At 44.5% G+C, this 20,415-nt stretch carries 13 protein-coding genes; 8 read left to right on the forward strand and 5 right to left on the reverse strand.

Going from position 1 to position 20,415, the window contains the following annotated elements; translation table 11 throughout:
- Positions 1 to 7: 7 nt before the first annotated feature.
- The 5 genes from BACHE_RS07410 to BACHE_RS07430 all read left to right on the forward strand — a co-directional run bounded on the left by BACHE_RS07410 (position 8) and on the right by BACHE_RS07430 (position 9,067).
- Positions 8 to 1,726, forward strand: coding sequence for a SusD/RagB family nutrient-binding outer membrane lipoprotein (locus tag BACHE_RS07410; protein ID WP_013547075.1), 1,719 nt, complete (start codon positions 8 to 10; stop codon positions 1,724 to 1,726).
- Between the two features lie 224 nt (positions 1,727 to 1,950).
- Entirely contained in the window at positions 1,951 to 3,327 is a 1,377-nt protein-coding gene (locus BACHE_RS07415; protein WP_013547076.1) for an alpha-L-fucosidase, read from the forward strand.
- A gap of 24 nt (positions 3,328 to 3,351) precedes the next feature.
- Positions 3,352 to 5,286 (forward strand): SUMF1/EgtB/PvdO family nonheme iron enzyme, encoded by a 1,935-nt coding sequence (locus BACHE_RS07420; protein ID WP_013547077.1) that lies wholly within the window; start codon positions 3,352 to 3,354, stop codon positions 5,284 to 5,286.
- Between the two features lie 33 nt (positions 5,287 to 5,319).
- Positions 5,320 to 6,708 carry an alpha-L-fucosidase gene (locus BACHE_RS07425; protein WP_013547078.1) on the forward strand — a complete coding sequence of 463 codons (1,389 nt, stop codon included), beginning with the start codon at positions 5,320 to 5,322 and terminating at the stop codon, positions 6,706 to 6,708.
- A gap of 13 nt (positions 6,709 to 6,721) precedes the next feature.
- Positions 6,722 to 9,067: a glycoside hydrolase family 3 N-terminal domain-containing protein gene (locus tag BACHE_RS07430; RefSeq protein ID WP_013547079.1), complete on the forward strand. Its 2,346-nt coding sequence runs from the start codon at positions 6,722 to 6,724 to the stop codon at positions 9,065 to 9,067.
- 99 nt (positions 9,068 to 9,166) lie between these two features.
- On the opposite strand, the gene BACHE_RS07435 is transcribed toward BACHE_RS07430, so the two are convergent.
- Entirely contained in the window at positions 9,167 to 11,359 is a 2,193-nt protein-coding gene (locus tag BACHE_RS07435) for a GH92 family glycosyl hydrolase (RefSeq protein ID WP_013547080.1), read from the reverse strand.
- A gap of 26 nt (positions 11,360 to 11,385) precedes the next feature.
- On the reverse strand, positions 11,386 to 13,071 hold the full coding sequence (locus BACHE_RS07440) for a PNGase F N-terminal domain-containing protein (RefSeq protein ID WP_013547081.1): 1,686 nt from the start codon (positions 13,069 to 13,071) through the stop codon (positions 11,386 to 11,388).
- Positions 13,072 to 13,396: 325 nt separating this feature from the next.
- Between BACHE_RS07440 and BACHE_RS07445 the strand changes: the two genes are divergently transcribed.
- The 3 genes from BACHE_RS07445 to BACHE_RS07455 all read left to right on the forward strand — a co-directional run bounded on the left by BACHE_RS07445 (position 13,397) and on the right by BACHE_RS07455 (position 17,983).
- On the forward strand, positions 13,397 to 14,704 hold the full coding sequence (locus BACHE_RS07445) for an MFS transporter (protein WP_013547082.1): 1,308 nt from the start codon (positions 13,397 to 13,399) through the stop codon (positions 14,702 to 14,704).
- A 32-nt stretch (positions 14,705 to 14,736) separates the two neighbouring features.
- Positions 14,737 to 15,708, forward strand: coding sequence for a glycoside hydrolase family 130 protein (locus BACHE_RS07450; protein WP_013547083.1), 972 nt, complete (start codon positions 14,737 to 14,739; stop codon positions 15,706 to 15,708).
- 64 nt (positions 15,709 to 15,772) lie between these two features.
- Positions 15,773 to 17,983 carry a GH92 family glycosyl hydrolase gene (locus BACHE_RS07455; RefSeq protein ID WP_407707870.1) on the forward strand — a complete coding sequence of 737 codons (2,211 nt, stop codon included), beginning with the start codon at positions 15,773 to 15,775 and terminating at the stop codon, positions 17,981 to 17,983.
- 90 nt (positions 17,984 to 18,073) lie between these two features.
- On the opposite strand, the gene BACHE_RS07460 is transcribed toward BACHE_RS07455, so the two are convergent.
- The 3 genes from BACHE_RS07460 to BACHE_RS07470 all read right to left on the reverse strand — a co-directional run bounded on the left by BACHE_RS07460 (position 18,074) and on the right by BACHE_RS07470 (position 20,386).
- Complete coding sequence (locus tag BACHE_RS07460; protein WP_013547085.1) at positions 18,074 to 18,958, reverse strand: TraB/GumN family protein; 885 nt, start codon at positions 18,956 to 18,958, stop codon at positions 18,074 to 18,076.
- An 82-nt stretch (positions 18,959 to 19,040) separates the two neighbouring features.
- On the reverse strand, positions 19,041 to 19,556 hold the full coding sequence (locus BACHE_RS07465) for a C40 family peptidase (protein ID WP_013547086.1): 516 nt from the start codon (positions 19,554 to 19,556) through the stop codon (positions 19,041 to 19,043).
- A complete protein-coding gene (locus BACHE_RS07470; protein ID WP_013547087.1) occupies positions 19,553 to 20,386 on the reverse strand; it encodes an ABC transporter ATP-binding protein in 834 nt (277 codons plus the stop codon). The genes BACHE_RS07465 and BACHE_RS07470 overlap by 4 nt, the downstream gene beginning before the upstream one ends.
- Positions 20,387 to 20,415: the final 29 nt, after the last annotated feature.

A 20,415-nucleotide genomic window follows, 5' to 3' on the forward strand; every position in this document is an offset into this window, starting at 1 on the left:
GATATATATGAAAAAGATATTTTCTACGTTATTTGTTGGAATGGCCCTCACATCACTCGTTGCATGCTCTGATTTAGACTACGATGAGAAATATGTGGACTCTTCCACAACATCAACGGTAGGTGTGCCACAAGTTTTCACTGCCGTGATGTACAAGGGTAATACATGGATGAATCCTGTTTACTATCGTTATTATACACAGTCAGCTACTTCCGGTATTTTTTCCGGTATAATAGGCAACAGCAATGGTAAAGGCCGTTTTATGGGAGCCGGTGAAGGTTACTTCAATACCCGTTGGAAGGACTTCTATGATATGCTGACTCAGTTCCGTTTGTTGGAGAATACCTATAACAATCTTTCTGGAGAAGAAAAGCCGGTCAATGAGATTTTCTATTACCTCGGCCGTACTCTCGTTGAAGGACAACTTCACGAAATGCTTTCTCTTTTTGGAGACGTTCCATTCACAGGGGCTGGCACTCTTTGGAATTCGGATTATAATACAGCCAAAGAACAGTGTGTGTATGATGATGACGTAGCTCTCTATAAGCAAATTCTTGCAGACCTCAAGGAAGTAGGCGACTACTTTGCGGCAGGTAATCTGAATACTGCGGGGCTTGCTTCTCTTGCTCGTCAGGATTATTCTATTGCTGCCGGCAGTAGTACTATTTGGCAGAAGTATGTCAATTCGCTTCGCCTTCGTATTGCTCTCCATCTTGCCACTAATGGTGATTGTACCACGGAGGCTAAAGCAGCTATTGCTGAGATTCTGAATAATCCAACCAAATATCCGCTTATAGATGACAATTCAGAAAATCAGGGTGTTGCCGGCGATACTCAAACTGATACTTTTAACTTTGGAAAGAGCATGTCACAAGCACTCAGAACTGGAGGTATGGCCGCAGGTTCGCAGACTGTGCTCAATGCCATGAATCTTCCTGCAAATGGTGTTCCTGATGCTGGTACTGATCCGCGTATTCAGGTAATTTACGATTGCAATCCTGACGGTGAATATATTGCGTACGATGTAAATCTTACAAGTTCCCAAATCAGCGATATCAGTGATAAAAAGCATGAGGAGTATGTTAAGAGAGGTATGACGTCTGCAAACTATTACTGTGAGGTTGACTCTCAGGCTGTTGCCGGATGGGCTTCTTATCAAGGCAATGCCAATCTGAATGGCCTTTGGATCAGCGCTGCAGAAGTTAGTCTCAGTAAGGCGGAGGCATATTTAATGGGATATGGAGTCTCTCAGAATGAAACTGCCGCAAAGGAGAATTTCATTAAAGGCATTAAGCAGTCCACTGAATATTATTGGAACCTGAAAGAGACGAGCTCTCTTTATAAGAATGGCAACGACAGCTATGCCGGATTCCGTTCATTGGCTAAGCCTACTGACGCTGAAGTTGCAGCTTATGCAGAAAGTGTTTGGAAACCTACACAAGAGGCTGTTTGTACCCAACTATGGCTTAATTTTAGTTTTATGAACGAACTTGAGGCATGGAATGTAGTACGTCGTACAAGTTATCCGGTAGTGACTTTTGCGAAGGACAGCCAAGTAGCCAATTATCCGACTCCTCCGAACCGGTTACCCTATCCGAGTGATGAACTTAGCTACAACAGTGCAAATTGCCAGGCCGCTATTTCAAAGAACTACGAAGAAACAACCGGCTATTATACAAACTTGTTTTGGGCCAATAAGACTTATTACAAGCTTGTAAGTGAATAATTAAGTTTCATCAGCCCGATGGGACTGATGGGTATAATGGCTCCGGCAGTTTTGTTGACTGCCGGAGTTTTTTATTCATTGTGATGAGATTATTTGCAGATTAAGTAGCATTGAATTGTCCATTAGTGTATATAAATTCCTTGATTCTTTTGAGCTTTTTCTGCAAAAACGGTTAACTTTATGCCGATTTAATGAAGACTACTATAATATAAACAATTCAATTTATGAGAAACCTAAAAAACTGGGTAGCCTGTTTGCTTGGAGCTACCTGTACTTTGAACCTGAGCGCCCAGCAAGAGAACAGTTACATTCATGAGCAGTCTGACGGTTACGAATGGCCTACCGACAAGGAAGTGCTTGCCAAGCTGGATAAGTGGCAAGATCAGAAATTCGGTGTTTTGTTTCATTGGGGACTTTATTCACAAGCCGGCAAGGTGGAGTCCTGGTCTATCTGCTCCGAAGACTGGATTACCCGTGACATGGATTCTTACGTGGATTACAAAAAATGGTACTGGGGATTGATGGATTCTTTTAATCCCACCGATTTTAATCCCGAACAATGGGCAGATGTGATGCAGGATGCAGGCATGAAGTATATGTTGTTTACTACGAAGCATCATGACGGTTTTTGTATGTTCGACTCAAAGTATTCGGATTTCTCCATAGCCAAAGGTCCTTTTGCCGCCGACCCTCGTAAGGATGTGGCACGTCACGTGTTTGACGCCTTTCGTAAGAAGGGCTTTATGATGGGATGTTATTTCTCCAAGCCTGACTGGCATTATGAATATTATTGGAGTCCTTACTATGCTACTCCCAATCGAAGTATCAATTATAAGAAGGAGAGGCATCCGGATTGGTGGAAAAATTATCAGCAGTTCACTTATAACCAAATGAATGAGCTGATGACAAACTATGGAAGTTTTGACATTCTGTGGTTGGATGGTGGATGGGAAACCGGTGATGACGTGGGGCTGAATGAACTATTGGCGAAGGTGCGTACTTCTACACAACCCGGATTGATTTCGGTGGACCGGACTATTCGTGGCAAAAATGAAAACTATCAGACGCCCGAACGCAGTATTCCCGCCAAACAGATGAATCATCCATGGGAAAGTTGCATCACACTGAGTGACAATTGGGGATGGGTTCCGGGATCGGTATTTAAGTCGGCAAACAGAGTGGTAAGCATCTTGACGGAAATTACGGCTAAGGGTGGTTGTTTGGTATTAGGCGTAGGTCCCACACCACAGGGTGTTATTGAACCGGAAGTCGCAGAGCGCCTCCACGAAATTGGTGAATGGTTGAGAGGTAACGGGAAAGCCATTTACAATACACGTACTACTCCCGATTATAACGATGGAAATGTATGGTTTACCGCAGACAAGGATGGAGAAACCATCTATGCGGTTTATGTCCTGAATGATGGAGATACTTTGCCTCGTAGCGTTGAATGGAGAGGAAATGTTCCGATCGGCAAAATGACGATGCTCAAAGGGAATAAACGCGTGAAGTATGTCTGCAAAGACGGCAAGGTGACGGTCACTTTACCTGAGGGATTAAAGAATGAGCCGGTGGCATTTTGCTTCAAACTGAGGAAATAGGATATCAAAAGCAAAAATACAATGATGAGAATTCGTCAGATAATGGTATTATGTGCAGTAGGGTTGATGCCATTCTCACTGCCTGCCCAAGAGAAAACCTTGATTCCTTTGGTACAAATCCCTGCCGGAACTTTCTATATGGGCAGTGATGGGCAGGGAGAGGATTATGATGAGGCTCCTATCCATAAAGTGATTATATCCCATTCCTTCCTGATGGGGACGACGGAGGTTACCAATGCACAATATGAACTGTTTAGGCCTGAACATAAAGCTTTGCGGGGCAAAGATAATGTTTCGGTTGAAGACGATGATGCAGTGGTGAATGTGTGCTATCAGGATGCAATAGATTTTTGCCGATGGCTCAGCCAAAGGGAAGGGAAGACTTACCGGTTGCCTACGGAAGCGGAATGGGAATATGCTTGCAGGGCAGGTACATATACACTGTATTACACTGGTGACGGATTGTCTGGGCCGATGTGCCGCAATCAGGTGGTGGCGAGAGATTATAAACCTGTCTCGTTAAAAGTGGGGCAAACTGTACCAAATGCTTTCGGTCTGTATGATATGCATGGAAATGTAGAAGAATGGTGTGCAGACTGGTATGCCCCTTATTCCATGCAGGTGCAGAGTGATCCGGTAGGTCCGGAAACCGGTGAGTACAGGGTCACCCGTGGTGGGAGCCATCATACACCGGTGCAGTATTTGCGCAGCGCCAACCGGATGGCTATGCTTCCCGAAGACAGGCATTCGTTGACAGGATTCAGGGTAGTGCAAAGCGATGAACCTTTGCCTGTAGCCGGAATAGATAAGACGAGTCCTTTCTTTTTGGAACCTATTCCTTTTGTGGTTCCACCGGCTGCCACATCGGGCATTCCTTTTTACAGGCACAATCACCAGCCCTCTGTCACTTGGTGTGACAACGGTGATTTGCTGGCTGCATGGTTTTCGGCAGATGAGGAAAATGGGCGTGGCATGGTGGTGCTTTCTTCACGGCTTCGGTTCGGAAAGACAGAATGGGAAGCTGCTTCACTATTCTTTAAAGTGCCTGACCGGAATATGACCGGAACATCCTTATTTAATAACGGGCGAGGCATACTCTATCACTTCAATGGTGTAGAAGCATCGGGTGACTGGCAGAACTTGATGATGGTAATGCGCACCAGTATGGATAATGGTTTTTCTTGGAGTAAGCCGCAGATCATTGCTCCTGAACATGCCAGGCGTCATCAGGTCATTTCCGGCACGTCGCAGACCCCGGAAGGCTGGATGATTCAGGCTTGTGATGCCGGTCCCGGTGGAAATGACGGAGCTGCCATACATGTTAGCAAGGATGGTGGAAAGACTTGGAATGATCCTTGGGACGGCGGTCTTTTGCCAGACTTTAAAGAGGGTGGCAGGGGAACCACCATCGCTGGAATTCATGCCGGAGTGGTGATGCTGAAAGACAGGCGTTTACTGGCTTTGGGACGTGGCAACAGTATCACTGACAAAGAAGGATGCAAACGTATGCCGATGAGTCTGTCGTCTGACATGGGAAAGACTTGGAATTATCATGCTTCGCCATTTCCACCCATAGATGGCGGGCAACGCCTTGTATTGATGAGGCTTAATGAAGGACCTTTGATGTTAGTGTCTTTTACCGACCATCCGCAGCGTACGCCCGAAGCTGACAGAGGAATGGAATTTAGGGATGGAAAAGGACGGGTTTATAAAGGATATGGTATGTATGCAGCCGTTTCGTATGATGAAGGAAAGACATGGCCTGTAAAGAAATTGCTGACGGATGGGGTGGAACGTCATCTTGATGGCGGTGCTTGGACGGGATTCTTTGAGCAAGATGCCACACATGCCGAACCCAGAGGATATCTGGCCGGTACACAGTCACCGGATAATACCATCCATATTGTAAGCAGCAGGTTGCATTATCGGTTTAATCTGGCGTGGCTGGAAGATTACTAATCATTAAAAGTACGGATTATTAATTAATATACAATGAAGAATTTGAATAGACTATTGGGGTATGCGGCATTGGTCGTACTTCCGATAACGGTAAATGCTCAGCAGGTGCAAGGCTTTGTGCATCAACAGTCAGAGGCTGCGGACTATGTATGGCCTGCAGACAAGCAAGTATTGGATAAACTGGATAAATGGCAAGATCAGAAATTCGGCGTTTTGTTTCATTGGGGGCTTTATTCCGTGCCCGGCATTGTAGAGTCCTGGTCCATTTGTTCGGAAGATGTGGATTGGATTACCCGCAAAGGGAATTTGCCTTATGAGGAATATAAGAAATGGTATTGGGGATTGAAGGATTCTCTGAACCCGGTAAACTTCAATCCCGGACAATGGGCGGACGTGATGCAGGATGCAGGCATGAGGTATATGATTTTCACTACCAAACATCATGATGGATTCTGCATGTTTGATAGTAAATATACTGATTTTTCTATAGCTAACGGCGCTTTTAAAAACAATCCCCGCAAGGATGTGGCACGTCATGTGTTCGATGCTTTCCGTCAGAAGGGATTTATGATGGGGTGTTATTTCTCCAAGCCTGATTGGCATTGTCAATGGTTTTGGAATGATTATTACGCTACTCCGAACCGCCGCATCAACTATAAGAAGGAAATGCATCCTGACTGGTGGAAAAATTATCAGACTTTCACTCAGAATCAACTGGACGAACTGATGAATGGTTATGGCAGTTTTGACATCCTTTGGTTGGATGGTGGCTGGATAACGGGTGATGATATTAATCTGGACGGCATTTTGAAGAAAGCACGTAGCCGGCATCCGGGACTTATTGCTGTGGATCGTAGTATTCGTGGCAAGAATGAGAACTATCAGACTCCCGAACGCGGCATTCCTGAAACGCAGCTTAACTATCCATGGGAAAGCTGTATCACGTTGAGTAATGATTGGGGGTGGGTTCCTAATGCACCGTTCAAGTCTCCACAGAAAGTGATTAATATTTTGGCGGAGATTACTGCCAAAGGTGGTTGTTTGCTGTTGGGGGTAGGTCCTACGCCCGATGGCGTGATTGAAGAAGAAGTTGCCAAACGTTTGCATGTGGTAGGCGAATGGTTGAGAACCAATGGGGAGGCAATCTATAATACTCGTACCACTGCGGTATATCGTGATGGGAATACTTGGTTCACAGCTTCAAAGGACGGAAAGACATTGTATGCTGTTTATGCTTTGCCTGAAGAAGAAAAATTACCTGCAACGATTCATTGGAACGGCAATATTCCTAAGGGAAGCATGAAACTTCTGAAAGGAAACAAGACTGTGAAATATACTTGTCAGGGTGAGGAGGTGATTGTCACTCTGCCGAAGGGCTTGAAGAATGAACCTGTGGCATTGGCTTTTACACTGAGAAAATAAAAGAGATGGAATAATGAATACAAAACTTGTAATTACTGGAGCGTTCTTGATAGCAATGACCGGACAGACTTTTTGTCAGAAGCCTGTGTATAAGCAGGCTGGAGCTCCTATCGAATATCGGGTGAAAGATCTGATAGGCCGTATGACGGTTGAAGAAAAAGTGGCGCAACTCTGTTGTCCGTTGGGCTGGGAGATGTACACTAAAACCGGAAAAAATACGGTGGAAGTGTCTGCTTTGTATAAAGAAAAAATGAAAGATGCTCCTGTCGGCTCTTTCTGGGCAGTGTTGCGTGCTGATCCTTGGACACAGAAAACACTGGAAACCGGACTGAATCCTGAATTGGCGGCCAAGGCACTGAATGCTTTGCAGAAATACGCGGTCGAAGAAACACGTTTGGGCATACCCGTACTCTTTGCGGAAGAATGTCCGCATGGGCATATGGCTATTGGCGCCACAGTTTTTCCTACGGCTCTTTCGGCTGCCAGTACCTGGGATGAAAGTTTGATGCAGCAAATGGGTGAAGCTATTGCTTTAGAGGCTCGTCTGCAAGGAGCTAACATCGGTTATGGTCCTGTGCTGGACGTTGCCCGTGAACCGCGTTGGTCACGTATGGAAGAGACTTTTGGCGAAGATCCTGTATTAACTTCCGTAATGGGAGTGGCTTTGATGAAAGGCATGCAGGGAGATGTACAGAATGATGGAAAGCATCTTTATTCTACTTTAAAGCATTTTGCCGCTTATGGTGTGCCCGAATCCGGGCACAATGGTTCTCGGGCCAATAGTGGTATGCGTCAGTTGTTCTCCGAGTATTTGCCGCCTTTTAAGAAAGCAGTTGAAGCGGGGGCAGGGACTATCATGACTTCGTACAACTCCATTGACGGTGTGCCCTGCACATCCAATAAATTTCTGCTGACCGAAGTACTTCGTAACCAGTGGGGCTTCAAAGGTTTTGTCTATTCTGATCTCATTAGTATTGAGGGAATAGTAGGCATGCGTGCGGCCAAGGATAATAAAGAGGCTGCTGCAAAAGCACTGAGAGCCGGATTGGATATGGATTTGGGGGGGGATGCTTTTGGCAGGAATCTGAAGCAGGCTTATGAAGAAGGACTGATTACAATGGATGATTTGGACAGGGCGGTAAGCAATGTGTTGCGTCTGAAATTTCAAATGGGGCTGTTTGAAAATCCGTATGTCTCTCCGGAACAGGCTGGAAAGCATATTCGCAGCAGGGAGCATAAAGAATTGGCTCGCCGTGTAGCTCGCGAGGGAGTGGTACTGCTGAAAAACGATGGTGTGCTGCCATTGGACAAGCATCTCAAGAGGATAGCAGTTATTGGTCCTAATGCTGATATGATGTACAATCAGTTAGGGGACTACACAGCACCGCAGGATCGTAAGGAAATAGTTACGGTTCTTGATGGTGTCCGTGCAGCAGTTTCCAAGACTACACAGGTAGTGTATGTGAAGGGCTGTGCCGTACGCGATACAACCGAGAGTGATATTCCGGCAGCCGTGGCTGCTGCTCAGAGGGCTGATGCGGTGATATTGGTAGTAGGCGGCTCCAGCGCACGTGACTTCAAGACGAAATACATTAGTACCGGGGCAGCTACTGTATCGGAAGATATAAAGGTGTTGCCTGATATGGATTGTGGCGAAGGTTTTGACCGCAGTTCCTTGCGTTTGTTGGGTGATCAGGAGAAGCTGATAAATGCTGTTGCTGCTACCGGAAAGCCGTTGGTCGTGATTTATATTGCGGGACGGGCCATGAATATGAATTTAGCGGCAGACAAAGCGCGGGCTTTGCTGGCGGCTTGGTATCCCGGAGAGCAGGGAGGTGCGGGAATTGCCGATATCTTGTTCGGTGATTATAATCCGGCAGGACGTTTACCGGTTTCTATACCGCGTAGTGAAGGTCAGTTACCTGTTTTTTATTCACAGGGTACTCAACGCGATTATGTGGAAGAGAAAGGTACTCCACTGTATGCTTTCGGCTATGGATTGAGTTATACGAAGTTTGTTTACAGTGCTTTGGAAATGCGGAAAGGAACGGATGTGGAGACTTTGCAGACCGTTTCGTGTACTGTGACTAACACTGGTGACCGGGATGGTGAAGAAGTGGTACAGCTCTATATCTGTGACGAAGTAGCATCTGTATCACAGCCTCCCATATTACTGAAAGCTTTCCGACGTATTTTTCTGAAGAAGGGAGAGAGCAGGAAAGTGACTTTCTTGTTGAAGAAAGATGATTTGGCTATTTATGATGATGAGATGAATTATGTAGTAGAACCGGGTGATTTTAAAGTAATGGTAGGTGCTGCTTCTGATGACATCAGGCTGAAAGGTAAGTTTAGGTTGTAATAGCCTCTATATTTAAGATAAGTCCCGGAAATGTGATGGATCCGTCACATTTCCGGGACTTAGTCTATTTGAATTGAGCTTTTTCGAGGAGACTTTTGTTTATTTCATTTTATAGACCAAAGTGCCTCCTTTCAGGATGTCTTCGTGGGTAATATGGTTTTTAGTATAAGGTTTACCATTCAAAGTAATGCTATCCACATATTTATGTTCTTTAGAGAGCCCTTCGGAAATCACGGTAAAAGTCTTTCCATCTGCTAAATGAAGTACGAATTTCGGCATTTGAGGTGCTCCGAATACATACTCGCCGCTTACGGGATTCACTGGGTAAAATCCCATGGCAGAGAACATGTACCATGCTGACATCTGTCCGCAATCATCGTTGCCACAAAGCCCGTCGGGTACGGGACGATATTGCGTGTCGAATATTTCGCGGATCAGCTCTTGGGTACGTTCCGGACGTCCTGCAAGGGCATATAGATAGGCGATGTGATGACTCGGTTCGTTACCATGGGCATATTGTCCGATGAGGCCGGTGACATCGGCTTGTTTAGTTTCCAACTTTACGGAAAAGAGAGAGTCTAACTTGTTGAGAAAAGGTTTTTCACCACCGAAGAGGGCAATAAGGCCGGGTACATCATGTTGCACATGCCAGGTATATTGCCAGGCATTGCCTTCCGTGTAGTCTCCACCATTGCTCTCGGAATGAGTTACGTCACTGGGATTGAAAGGTGATTTCCATGTACCGTCGGCATTGCGGGGCCGCATGAATAAGGTTTCCTTGTCGAACAGGTTTTTGTAGAAGCTTGTCCGCCTGCCAAAGTAGACGGCTTCTTCTGTTTTGCCCATCAGTTTGGCCATCTCGGCTGCGGCATAGTCATCATAAACGGATTCTAAAGTGGAAGATACGGATTCTGCTTCAGTCAAGTCAGTAGGCAGATAGCCATACTGCATATAGTTATTCCAATCAGATTTCAGTTTGTGAGGGATAGTCTGTGTCTTTTTTATAGCTTGGAAAGCACGTTCGGCATCGAAGCCACGGAAGCCTTTGCGATAGGCTTCCGCCACTACGGACACTCCATGGTTGGCTATCATACAGTAATTTTCTTTTCCCCACAATCCCCATATAGGCAAGAAGCCTTGTACTTCGGACTGTTCTACCAATGAACTGACAAAACCGTCCACACGTTCGGGAACCATCAGGGTATAGAACGGATGGGCGGCTCGGTAAGTATCCCATAAAGAGAAAGTGGAATAGAAAGTGCCGGTTTCTGCTTTCACTATACTGTCCGCGGCATTACGATACATGCCGTCCACGTCCGAGATTTGGTTCGGTTGAATCAAAGCATGGTAGAAGCCGGTATAGAAGTTCGTTTTTTCTTCATCGCTTCCGGTTACTTCGATGCGGCTCAGGTACTTGTTCCAGTTGTCGTGGGCAGCTTTTTTCACTTCTTCAAAATTCCATCCGGATATTTCGGCATTCATGTTTCTCTTGGCTCCTTCTATACTGGTGGTGGAGAGTGCTACTTTCATCATCAATACATCTTCGGGATTTAGGCTGAAAGTGGCGATGATACGTTTGCCTTTTTCCGTTTCGGCCAATGGCAAGTATATGGAATCAGAGACAGGACGGTTGAACTTCATCACAAAGAAATAGTCCTGGCTCACCCATACGCTGTTGCGCACGTGTCCGGTCAAGGTCTGTGAATCTTCCCAACTCACATCACAGCTTTGCACCTGCGAATGATATTGTTTTTCATTCCAACTTGGACCGTGCTGAAGGTCAATCAGGATGGAAGCTGAGTCGGTTTTATGGTAGGTGTAGCGATGCAGGGCGACATGCGTGGAGGCAGTCAGTTCGGCTCTGACTTGCGGTTCGTTCAATTCTACGGTATAATATCCCGGTGTAGCAGCTTCTTTTTCTTTGTCGAAATGGCTGCGGTAAGCATCCCAGTTGCGGGTACGTTTCCCGGTGACGGGCATTACAAGAATATCCCCCAGATCCATACAGCCTGTTCCGTTCAAATGGGTTTGGGTAAATCCCCAAATCAGAGAGTCGCTATATACGTATTCTGCACAATATCTCCATCCTATGGCTCCGGTGACAGGACTGGTCTGAATCATGCCGAACGGAGTACATGCTCCGGGGAAGGTATGTCCGTTGTCTGCTGCTCCTATAAAGGGATTTACGTACTGGGTATAGTCAGTTTCTGCGGTGGTTGTCTTTGTAGAGTTGCAGCCCAGCAGTGTGCTGCTCAGGGCTAATACATATAAGATAATATGGTTTTTCTTCATAATTATTATTTTGGGGATGAATAGAATCAATAAATCAATGTTCCGGAGATGCACCAATAACTGTTACTGTTTCCTTCGGGGGCTCCTTGCGGTATTTGTACGCTGAGAGTATGCTCTCCAGCTTCCAAATTGCCAAGACAGATATACTCCGGATTGGTAACAGTGCCGGGACACCAGTTGGAACGGCTAAGGTCGGATGAGCTAAGACCATTGGAAAAGTTTCCTGAACAGGGATTCAGGTTGCGGTAAGTGCCGCAGTCATCACGCCAAGGAATGAAGGTTATGATTTTTTGTCCGTCCAGCAGGATGGTGTTGGGCTTTTGGTTGAATTCATCACCACCGCCCCAGCCACCATGTCCGGTGGTGAGGTAGAATAGGCGTGCATTGGTTACGGGTTCGTTCAGGGTAAATTTTACACGTAAGGTATCATTTCCCAGGAAAGTAGGATAAGCCTGTCCGGCTTGTTCCAGATAGTTTACGGTATTGAATAGAGGTATGGTCTTCAATATACGGTGTTCGTCGTCCGGATAGTATTTCAGATTGAGCGACAGGCGGTGGCCTTTGGCATCCCAGTTGCCGATATAGGCGCCGATCCAGGCTTCGCCTTGCAGGTGTTCGGCAAGGTTCGTCACTTCGGATTTATAGAGTACAGAGTCCACCCAATCTTGTCCTTTTACCTTATTATAATTGAACTTGCGTACACCAAAGGCGGTGAAAAAACGCATCAGTTCAAGAGGTGTGTCATAATAGGGTGTGGAAATGAGTGCCGGATAGGCCATATCTTTGGATTGGAAAGCCGGTACGCTTTTGAGGTCACGGATGGCATCGAGAAAGGATTGCTTCTTTCCGGTGGGAATCACGAAGATGGATCCGGTGCGGTCATAAGCATCTCCATCGGAATATTGGGCCACTTCCACAAAAATACTGCGGTTCTTTACATACTCCGGCAGTTTTACTTTTTTCAGGATAATAGTACCTCCGCCGGCGGGATACATGATACCTTCTTCGAGTGTGGCAGGCAGTTTAGCACCATTGAAGCAGATGGGCTGCTGGTCGAATACGGGTATGGTAATGACACCGCTTTGGTTGATGGTGTATTGATAATCATCGGCATCCAGTGCTTCACCCCAGGTGGTAGGTAGCAGATTCTCTGCTTTCTTCAGGGGAGAAATGGAGGAGGCTTCCTGCACCATATCTCCGTTGCGGATTACTTTCAGCACTAATCCGTCGGGTACACCAACGTTGGCTTGCGGTGTTCCTCGAAAAGGAATGTCATTGGTGTACCAGACTTCGATGGTATTGGAACGCAGTGAAGTGCGGAGTATCTTGCAGTTCAGGCCTAAGTGTTTTCCTTCGCCTGCTTCGGTGAATCCGGCGCCTATCCTGAACGGAGTGGCAGCGGAGATGACTTTCCCGTTAGGCAACTTGGCAAGACGATAGGCTTGGCAAGAAGAATAATCTATGTAGTTACTGGTCACCGGTGTTTCAATTTCGGGAGTCGGTTCTCCTACTGTTTCAGGACTTTGTTCTTGGGGTGGAAGCACATTCTTCAAGGCTACTTGATCCATGCAGACTGTCATTTGCATCTGTCCGGGAATTGTTTTGCCTTTATAGACACTTCGGTAAATGACTTCGATACCTTTGGCATTTTTTAATTTTTTCTGCATGTTTTGTGCAGAAATGGTTGTGGACAAGGTAAGGATGCATAACATCAGTAACCATGTTTTTTTGTTCCGTTTTGCTTTCATTATAGTTGGTAGTTGGTAATTAGGATATTTTTAAATTATGCTACAAAAGTACGAAAAAGAATTTGTTCTAAAGCCACATAATTAGAGCATGTAACCTGACTTTTGGCTATTTTATGTTACTGGCTTTGTTAAAAACAAACAAATTCTCAAGAAGAAAACGAAGATTGTTGCTGATTAATATGTATTTTTTATTCCTTTGTTATGAATTTCTATGATGTGAATGCCTATTTTATGTAAAAAAGGTATATATATTGCATCTGTTTAAATATATTTATAGTATGATATTTTTATGAAAAACATTACTCGTACACCTGTTTGGTGGGTTCCTACTGCCTATTTTGCTATGGGGTTACCTTTTATTGCTGTTAATTTGGTTTCTACATTTATGTTCAAGGATTTGGGCATTTCCGATACTCAGATAGCCTTTTGGACTTCTGTCATTATGATGCCCTGGACTCTGAAATTTCTGTGGAGCCCTTTTTTGGAGATGTATCGCACGAAGAAGTTCTTTGTGGTGGTTACCCAACTACTTAGCGGATTGCTGTTTGGTTTGGTGGCTTTTTCTTTGAAGTTTGATTATTTTTTCGCCATCAGCATCTCTACTATGGCTATGGTGGCTCTTAGTGGAGCTACTCATGATGTGGCTTGTGATGGTGTGTACATGGATGAACTTTCACCGACTGATCAGGCAAAATATATCGGTGTGCAAGGTGCTTTCTATAATATAGCTAAGCTGGTGGCGAATGGAGGTCTGGTGGCGATGGCCGGTATGCTTTCAAAACATTATGGAGCTGTGGAAGGAGGCTCTATCACTGAAAATATTTCGGCTTATAAAGAGGCATGGATGATTATTTTTATTGTTATTTCCTTACTGTTAATTACTCTTGGAGTTTACCATTCTAAAATGCTGCCATCTACGCAGGTACGGGTGTATAAACAACGTTCAGCTTCTGAAGTGTTGCAGGAATTATGGGCGGTAATTTGCAATTTCTTTACCAAGAAATATATTTTATATTATATTTGCTTTATTATTCTTTACCGTTTTGCCGAAGGATTTGTAATGAAGATAGCGCCGCTTTTCTTACGTTCCTCACGTGAGATGGGAGGCTTAGGGCTTTCGTTGACAGAGATAGGGACACTTAATGGAGTTTTTGGTTCGGCAGCTTTCGTTTTGGGCTCTTTGCTGGCAGGTATGTATGTCTCGAAATTAGGATTGAAGAAGACGCTGTTTTCTCTCTGTTGCGTATTTAATTTCCCGTTTGCGGTTTATACCTTGCTGGCTGTTTTTCAACCTGAAAGTTTGTATTTGATAGGTACTGGTATAGTGTTTGAGTATTTTGGATATGGTTTTGGATTTGTGGGTCTTACATTGTTTATGATGCAGCAAATAGCTCCCGGAAAGCATCAGATGTCTCATTATGCTTTTGCATCAGGTATCATGAATTTAGGCGTGATGCTTCCGGGGATGATGAGTGGTTATCTCAGTGACAGATATGGATATGAGCGATTCTTTATTTATGTACTTTTGGCTGCTCTTCCGTCTTTGATGATAACTTATTTCATACCGTTTACTTATGATGACTCGAAGAAGAAATAAATTATAAACCTAAAAATAAAGAATTAAGAATTATGAATGACAAAATTGTAATGCCTTGGGAAGAACGTCCGGAAGGATGTTCAGATGTGATGTGGCGTTATTCAAAGAATCCGGTTATTGGTCGTTACCATATACCGACTTCAAACAGTATTTTCAACAGTGCAGTAGTTCCGTTCGGCGATGGTTTTGCCGGAGTATTTCGTTGTGACAACAAAGCAGTGCAGATGAATATCTTTGCAGGCTTCAGTAAAGATGGTATCAACTGGGAGATCAGTCATGAACCTATTTCTTTCAAAGCAGGAAATACGAATATGATAGAGTCTGAATATAAATATGATCCGCGTGTCACTTGGATTGAAGATCGCTACTGGATTACTTGGTGTAATGGCTATCATGGCCCTACTATCGGCATTGGTTACACATTCGATTTTAAAGAGTTCTTCCAGTGTGAGAATGCTTTTTTGCCCTTTAATCGTAATGGTGTGCTTTTTCCTCAGAAGATAAATGGTAAGTATGCCATGTTGAGCCGTCCAAGTGATAACGGACATACCCCATTTGGGGATATTTACCTTAGTTATAGCCCGGACATGAAATATTGGGGTGAACATCGCTGTGTGATGAAAGTGACTCCTTTTCCGGAAAGTGCCTGGCAGTGCACTAAGATAGGAGCAGGCTCTGTACCATTTTTGACCGATGAAGGTTGGCTGATTTTTTATCATGGAGTCATCACTACTTGTAATGGTTTCCGATATTCTATGGGAGCAGCCATTCTTGATAAAGAGAATCCTGACAAAGTTTTGTATCGTACACGTGAATATTTGCTTGCACCTGCTGCTTCTTATGAATTACAGGGGGATGTGCCTAATGTTGTATTCCCGTGTGCTGCATTACAGGATGGAAACAGAGTTGCAGTGTATTATGGCGCTGCCGATACGGTTGTAGGAATGGCTTTCGGCTATATTTCCGAGATTATAGAGTTTACCAAGCGGACGAGCGTTATTTAAGCACCCCTTTATAAATTTTATTATCATGAAACGAGCAATCATTTCTTGTCTATTGTTCTTCGGCATGCACGCTGCGTTAATGTCGGCAGGAAAGAACTTATCACCGGTGGATTACGTCAATCCCTTCATTGGTACGACGAATTTCGGAACGACTAATCCGGGAGCTGTCTGTCCCAATGGAATGATGTCCGTAGTACCATTCAATGTGATGGGATCGGCGGATAACAAGTATGACAAAGACGCACGCTGGTGGTCCACTCCTTACGAATACCATAATTGTTACTTTACAGGATATTCTCATGTGAACCTCAGCGGGGTGGGGTGTCCGGAGTTGGGTTCGCTTTTGTTGATGCCTACTACGGGTGTGTTATCTGTTGACTATAAGGAGTATGGCAGCCGCTATAAGGATGAGCAGGCTTCTCCAGGCTATTATACCAATTTCCTGACTCGCTATAATGTGAAGACCGAAGTAACTGCTACTCCTCGTACAGGGGTGACACGCTTTACTTTCCCTGCCGGGCAAAGCCATGTCCTGCTTAATCTGGGCGAAGGATTGACTAATGAATCCGGTGCTGTTTTGCGTCAGGTAAATGATTGTGAATTTGAGGGAATGAAACTGTTGGGCACTTTCTGTTACAATCCTCAGGCGGTATTTCCCGTTTATTTTGTGATGCGTGTCAATAAGCGTCCTGTTACCTCCGGCTATTGGAAGAAACAGCGCCTTATGACAGGTGTGGAAGGTGAATGGGATCCGGACAATGGGCGTTATAAACTTTATACACGTTACCGCAAAGAGATTGCCGGAGATGACATAGGGGCTTACCTAACCTTTAATACAGAAGAAGGTGAACAAATAGAAGTTCAGATGGGAGTTTCCTTTGTCAGCATGGAAAATGCCCGACTCAATTTGGAAGTAGAGCAGAAAGGAAAAGATTTTAGTCGGATATTGGCTGAAAGCCGTCAGCGTTGGAACGATGATTTATCACGCATATTGGTGGAAGGTGGAACGGAAACCCAGAAGTCTGTTTTCTATACTGCGCTGTATCACTTGCTGATACATCCCAATATTTTGCAAGATGTGAACGGTCAATACCCTGCTATGGAGAGTGATAAAATACTGACCACAAAAGGTGATCGTTATACTGTCTTTTCCTTGTGGGATACTTATCGCAATGTACATCAGCTTCTTACCTTGGTATATCCAGAACGACAGTTGCAAATGGTGCGTACTATGCTTGATATGTACCGCGAACATGGCTGGTTGCCTAAATGGGAATTGTACGGACGTGAAACTCTGACTATGGAGGGTGATCCGTCTATTCCTGTTATAGTGGATACATGGTTGAAAGGCTTGCGCGATTTTGATGTGGAGCTTGCTTACGAGGCTATGCGCAAGGGCGCTACATTGCCGGGGAGTGAGAATTTGCTGCGTCCGGACAATGATGATTATCTTTCTTTAGGATATGTTCCTTTACGTGCTCAGTATGACAATTCCGTATCGCATGCTTTGGAGTATTACATTGCTGATAATGCCCTTTCACGTCTTGCCGCTGCTTTGGGGAAGAAAGATGATGCTCGCCTGTTTTATAACCGTTCTTTAGGATACAAGCATTATTATAGCAAAGAGTTCGGGACTTTCCGCCCTATCTTGCCGAATGGTGAATTCTATTCTCCTTTCAATCCGATGCAAGGTGAGAACTTCGAGCCGAGCCCCGGTTTTCATGAAGGAAATTCATGGAATTATACTTTCTACGTTCCCCACGATGTCAAGGGGCTGGCGCGTCTGATGGGAGGGAAAAAGCCTTTTATAGACAAACTCCAACGTGTTTTCGATGATGGGCTTTATGATCCTGCCAATGAGCCGGATATAGCTTATGCTCATCTTTTCTCTTATTTCAAGGGAGAGGAATGGCGTACCCAAAGAGAACTGCATCGGTTGTTGCAGAAATTCTTCAAGAATACTCCGGATGGCATTCCTGGTAATGACGATACCGGGACAATGTCTGCTTGGGCTGTCTTTAATATGATGGGATTTTATCCGGACTGTCCAGGAGAACCGGCCTATACACTTTCTACGCCGATATTCGATAAAGTAACTATTCGTCTTGACCAGAAATATTGGGGGAATGATAAATTGGTGATAGAGACTGAGCGCCCGTCTGTGGAATCATTGTACATCCGAGAAATGGAATTAGGGGGGCGGAAGTTCTCTCGCTACCGCATTGCTCATGAGGAGCTTGTACATGGTGGTACGTTGAAGTTCATCCTCCGTTAATTAGTAATGAAATAAGGCTTCCTGTTATGGGAAGCCTTATTTGTTTTTTTATTTGTGAATATCCGAATGCTGGAGAAGGGGCAGAGAGATTTATTTCATGGCTTCAATAGTGTAGCCTTGTTCTTTTAGCAGATTTAATACACCATTGGTTCCAGGCAGATGTCCGGCTCCTACGATGAAAAGTGTAGGAGCTTCATTCATGATGGCAGGCATCTTTCCGGTCCATGCTTTATTACGGTTGTCGAGCAAGGCTTCCATTTCTCCGGGTAGTGGGTCGCAGGAGTCTCCAAAACGTTCTTCCATTGCTTGCAATAGTCCATCTAAATTTTGTGCGCTATAGCATGCAATTATAGTTTTGACTTGTTCGATAGATCTGTTGATTGTGCTGACTGTACAATGCAGCAGATTGGCCTGTCGCTGTAAGGATTGACTGTTGAAGAGAAAATCTATTTGCGACTGAATGCTCTCCAAACCGCCTACTTTCTTGCCTTGTCGCTGTGCTTGTTGTTGGAAATAGGTGTCTAATTGTTCTTGTGGGTTGAATCCTGGAGTATGCTTTATGGCTATCAAAATCCCAAGCTGCTGATTGATGGCGGCAGGTTTTAAGTTGGCTAACATGGATATGTCTGCCATCATGTTTTCCTTTACTGCTTTGCCTATTTCTTCATATTGTTCGGGAGTGAACAAACTTTGCAAAGTGGTATCTTTCGGCATCATCATTTGTTGTTGCATGTTTTGCATGACGGCGGGTTGCATCATGTCTGCCATGATTATCTCGCCATAGACTTGTGAAGTCTCGTTTATGGCCTGATTCATCGTGGCAATACTGTCTTTTATACTGAGTGGAGATAAGTGGTAAGTACCGAAGATATAAGATGGTTTTTCCAATCCCTTACCGGAGATTTTCCATAGAAGTTGAGCATTGGCATTCAGCATAAGGCTGACGAATAAAAGTAGTCCTAAAAGTCTTTTCATTGTTTTTTCTTTAAATATTTGTAAATGTTTTAATATTAGTCGAGGGTGGTAGGATGAAAATCACAAGGAGGGGAATTTTCTTTTATGGCTGAATTCTTCCTCCACTGAGCCAATGTCGGGTATAGTATTTTTCTTTGAGATCGCTGATGATGACGCCTTGGCTGGTACTGGCATGGATGAATTTTCCTCTTTTGAGATAGATACCTACGTGCGTTGCTTTTTTACGGGAAATGTCACTGGTAAAAAACACCAAGTCCCCCTCACGCAAATTGTGGCGAGAAACTTGGTTGCTTTCTTTTAACTGTCCGTCTGTATTTCGTGACAGACGGATATGGTACACTTTCTTATAGAGTTGCGATACTAAACCTGAACAATCGGTCCCACGTTTGCTTTCACCGCCTGCACGATAAGGAGTACCTATCCATTCGGCAGAATTGATATACAGTTTATGGTTATCTTCCAAGCCAATATCTATTCCCATACGGATAGACGCCTGTGCCAAAGCCTTGTAGTTAAGGTGTGGTGCAGATGTATGACAAGAACTGAGACTAATCAACAGACCGAAGAATGCTACAATATAAGAAAGATGCCGCTTCATGCTTTTACATTATTGTCTGTCTCGTTGGCAGTCTGAACAGGAGGCTCTTCTGCCTTGGTATCTTCTGTGGTAATCCCCGCTTCTTCGTTTGTCGTTATTTCCTGCTGTTCTTCAGCTATTTCTTCTTTAACGTTTACATTGAAGTAGTCTTCCAACTCCTTTTCCGCCGAATTATTTTCATTCAGGATGTCTCGGATAATGATTCCGTGTTCCAGCAAGGCTATACGAGAACATACGTCCACTGTGTGGTTCAGATTGTGGCTGGAGATGATGACGGTGGCATGATGTTCTTCATTGTATTTTTTCAGCAGGTGCTTGATGATTGCTTGCGAACTTGGGTCAAGAAAATTGAATGGCTCGTCAAGTATCAGTAGTTGTGGCTGGTGTAGCATGGCGGAGATAATACCTATTTTCTGCTTATTTCCCATGGAGAAGTTACGTATGAACTTCTTTTGCCCTAATACTTCTCCATTCATGAAGCGCTCGAAAGGAACGAGACGTTCATTCACTTCTTCTTTCTTCAGTCCGTACATTTTACCAATGAAGTAGAAGTATTCTTCAGGAGTGAGGTAATCTATCAGGAATCCGTCGTCAATGAAGGCGCCGGTAAAAGCTTTCCACTCTTCACTTTTGCTTACTTCGATGTCATTGATGGTGATGTTTCCGTCATCGGCTTTCAATAGGTCGAGAATGAGGCGGAAAAGGGTGGTTTTTCCTGCACCATTGTTTCCCACCAGTCCCAGCATGTCAGCTTGCTTGATGGTGTAGTTCTCTATGTTTACGGCTACTTTATCACCGAAATGTTTTTGAAGGTTTGTTATTTGTATCATACTTTTTATAATTAATGGATGATAGTTAA

This window comes from Bacteroides helcogenes P 36-108, from assembly GCF_000186225.1.
GTDB classification, from domain to species: Bacteria; Bacteroidota; Bacteroidia; order Bacteroidales; family Bacteroidaceae; genus Bacteroides; species Bacteroides helcogenes.